This window comes from Patescibacteria group bacterium, from assembly GCA_041653535.1.
Taxonomy (GTDB): Bacteria; Patescibacteriota; Patescibacteriia; order JACRDY01; family JACRDY01; genus JBAZFH01.
In genome coordinates this window covers 1-3,514 of record JBAZFH010000020.1, presented here as the reverse complement: position 1 = coordinate 3,514, position 3,514 = coordinate 1, and the positions used below count along the sequence as shown (strand labels likewise).

Here is a 3,514-nt window from a genome sequence, read left to right as displayed (position 1 = left end):
AGTCCATAGGTATGATGGTTAGTAGTTTATACTATTATCATACCTTACTATGACATTTCTATTTCCCTATACTATGACATTATCACGTCCGTGTGACATCATTTTAACATATTTTTAGGTTAAAGGGAAAATTCGGGTGCTTACTTTTTCAATATTTGGCAAATTATTTTGTTTCGGCTGTTCCTGTCTTGGCCCCGGTGAACATTTAAAAGATTTTTTAAGGTTGAAATATAACCGTCCAAAGAATTGGTTGTATTGGGGATATTTAGTTCGGGGTATTTCTTATAAGTGAATAAATATGGAAAATTGTTTTTTAAACTGCGAAAAGCGGCTCTTAGCCTCTTGTGCGTGTAAAACCATCGGCCGGTAAAAGGATTGATTGTTTTTTCTTTTAAAAAATCTTGCCATTTGTTGTGCCAGGCGATCAGCAATTCGGAAAAACATTTTTCATCGCTTTTGGTTAGTTGCCTGGCGATAGCCATTAGCTCTTGAGCCGCCTCTAGTTTCGGTCGGCTGGTCAAATATCTCCGGATAATGGCCACCTGATGAAATTGACACATTTGTGTCGGTTTGCCGCTGAAGACTTCTCTGATGCCCGGCCTGCCGTCTAAAATTACCGCTTTAATATCAAACCCCAGACTTTCCAATTCCAATTTTAATTGTTCATACTGACCAGCTGTTTCAACGTGAATTTCCTTCCAGATCAGATTTCGTTTTAAATTAGGCTCTCTGAAAATCAGCATGCCGTTTGTCCGCGAGAAAAATGTGGCGTCGGCCACAACGACAATTGACCGAGGACTAATGTTGATGATATTACTATCGTCGCCATTAACCTCCTTCAATTGCTGTAAAACCCACTTTCGGCTCCGATGGTATTTTTCACCCAGGTCTTGGGCGGTCTGGCGGCTAAAAATATATTCGTTCTGAATTTTATCGAGCAATTTTTGTTTTCGTCTTTTGTTTTGAAAATTGGCTCCGCAGGCAACACACTGATACCTCTGAACATCGCGTCGTTTTCCTTTTCTAATCACTTTCGACGCTTGGCAAACTGGACATTTTTTTATATAGCATACTCTTAGATTTACGATTAGTTGTAAATTATACTGGCATTTTATCTAAGGTATGAACAAAAATCAAATTTTTAAGCACCCGAATTTTCCCTTAACTCCCATTTTTCGAATTTTTTGGAATATTTTTGAAAACAAAATTTTCAACCAAATTTTCAACTTTTAATTTATCAATGGCAATACCCGAGAAAATCGCGATTATTAAACCGCTAACAATATAAATTAAAGCGACTTTCCACCCAAACATTCCCAGAAGAAGAACTAAGGCGATTTCGTTAATCATTGGCGAAGCGACAAGAAACGAAAAAGTAACGCCAAGCGGAACGCCCGCCTCTACAAACCCTAAAAATAACGGAACGGCACTACAAGAGCAAAATGGCGTAATAATTCCCAGCGTTGCGGCAAGAAAATTGCCGAGGTATTTATTTTTTCTTGATAAAATATTGCGGACTTTTTCCGGCGGCAAAAACGATCTGATAATTGAGACGGCAAAAATAATAACCACCAGTAAAATAAAAATTTTTATCGTGTCGTAGATAAAAAAGTTTATCGATTCGGCAAAAATAGTTTTTGCCGCTAAGTGGAAAACGCTGTATGTAAGCCAATCAACCAATAATTTTATAGGGTAAAAAATATCCATAAAATATTTTTATTCTTTTATGTTTTCCTTGATTACATTTTTAATTTTTTTAATCTCAAGCAACAAGCCATCTATAATCGGTTTTCCATTTACGGCTAAAATCGGGCTGGACATTACACCCATGGCAACAATTTTTTGAATGTCGGTAATATATTCCACTTCTATCTTCAAACCAAGCTCGCCAACGGCCTGTTTTGTCAGCTCAAATAATTTTTTGCAGGTAGGGCAACCCGAACCCAAAACTTGAATACTCATTATTTTATTCTCCATAAGAATTTAAATAATTATTTAATAATTTTGAATATTTCTTTAGGGTCTTTTTATTGATTGAATAAATGACTTTTAAGCCTTCTTGTTTTGATGATACTAGCCCAAGGTCTTTTAATACTTTCAAATTTTACTGTCAAGTTTAAGTTTTTTCATTCAAACATAGCCAAAAACAAAGACCACCTTGATGGTTGGCCTGTTGATTTGAGCTTTAAAAAAGTTTATCCCACAGCGTCAGGGCGCTGAAGAAGCCGAAGAAGAGGAAGACAACGAATATAACCGCCTTGCGCCAAAGCGCGGCCTGGAAAGTCTTGGGCAAAACTTTGTAGTTCATCCAGTTGACCATACCTACATGCACGAACATAGCAAACGCGTTGATGACGGCTCCGGCAACAATTAAAGATTTTGGTTCATAGATGTTGAAGGCGAATAAAATAATGCCAAAAGCGATTTGCGCCCAAACGAAAGCAAAGTAAATTTTGGATACGTTGATTTCTCCCGCTAAATTTTTACCTAATCGTTTCAAAGCAAAGTTCTCCGACATAATGCGCGAAGTGGAGTCCATAATTCCTAATTGCGTCTGAAAAAGCATGACCGACACGACGAACAAAAAGAGCGTGCCGACCCAAGCGCCGAGCCGGTTGCCGATGGCCAAGCCTTCGTTGATGACAAATTGAATCCCTTGCGCGTTTGTCGGGTTGCCATAAGCCGTAACGGATGATAAGAGCATCAAAAGGCACATGGCTAATGCGCCCAGAAACCAAAACACCAGCAGGTGTTCGGTATTGACCTGTCGCCACCAGGCGCGGAAGTTGCCGATATTTTGTTTTGTTAATGCAAAGTCTTCGCCGGTGAGTTTGACGTGCTGGGTCTGGCGCACGTTGCGGAAAAGTCCGGCGATTTTTTGCGAGTACTTGCCCATGCCGTAGCCCTTCTCGCGGATGTAAATTGACTGTGTTAGGTTTAAATTCCCGCCGGCGCCGGCGTAGGCGAACGCGCCCAAAAATACCGCCAGCGACATGCCCGCGGGCCAGAACCGAAAGCCATCCCCAATACCGACTACGCCTTGCGCGAGCAGGCTCCAGTCGGTTCCCCGCGCCAGCATCAAGGTTAAGCCTAAAATAAAAGGGATGCCCAGAAAAATAATCGTTTTGGTAACGCGTTCCATCATGTCGTAGACCGTCGCTCCCAACGAGAGGATGAGGCCGATGAGAACCAAAAAGAACGCCGCTACCCATTTGAAGTTGGCAACGCCGAAGATGAACGAAAATGTTTGCGCGCCGGCCGCGACGATGCCGGGCAGGCCAAAGCCGATGAAGGTGGAGGCGATGAACCACCAGGCAGACCAGCGCCAGCGCCGGTGCATGCCCACGAACACGGACTCTCCTTTGACGAGTGTGTAGCGCTCTATTTCCATGTTCATGAAAAATTGAAAACTAATTCCGAGTACCGCGCCCCAGGCAATGCCCAGCCCGAAGTTTGAAACTAAGTACGGCCAGAGGATGACTTCGCCCGAGCCTAAGCCCAGAGCGAGAATGAT

4 protein-coding genes are annotated in these 3,514 nt (G+C 42.0%); all 4 read right to left on the bottom strand.

The window, feature by feature from the left end:
- Nucleotides 1-140: 140 nt before the first annotated feature.
- A complete protein-coding gene (locus WC310_05945) occupies nt 141-1,031 on the bottom strand; it encodes a hypothetical protein (protein ID MFA5359324.1) in 891 nt (296 codons plus the stop codon).
- A gap of 130 nt (nt 1,032-1,161) precedes the next feature.
- Entirely contained in the window at nt 1,162-1,707 is a 546-nt protein-coding gene (locus tag WC310_05940) for a permease (GenBank protein MFA5359323.1), read from the bottom strand.
- Nucleotides 1,708-1,716: 9 nt separating this feature from the next.
- Nucleotides 1,717-1,977, bottom strand: a complete 261-nt coding sequence (locus WC310_05935) for a thioredoxin family protein (protein MFA5359322.1) — start codon at nt 1,975-1,977, stop codon at nt 1,717-1,719.
- Nucleotides 1,978-2,185: 208 nt separating this feature from the next.
- Nucleotides 2,186-3,514, bottom strand: a 1,329-nt coding sequence (locus WC310_05930) for an Nramp family divalent metal transporter (GenBank protein ID MFA5359321.1), incomplete at its 5' end; no start/stop codon positions are given.

Excerpts from the sequence above, each read along its gene's own strand:
- WC310_05940 (MFA5359323.1), bottom strand. The coding sequence starts at position 1,707 with ATGGATATTTTTTACCCTATAAAATTATTGGTTGATTGGCTTACATAC.
- WC310_05935 (MFA5359322.1), bottom strand. The coding sequence starts at position 1,977 with ATGGAGAATAAAATAATGAGTATTCAAGTTTTGGGTTCGGGTTGCCCT.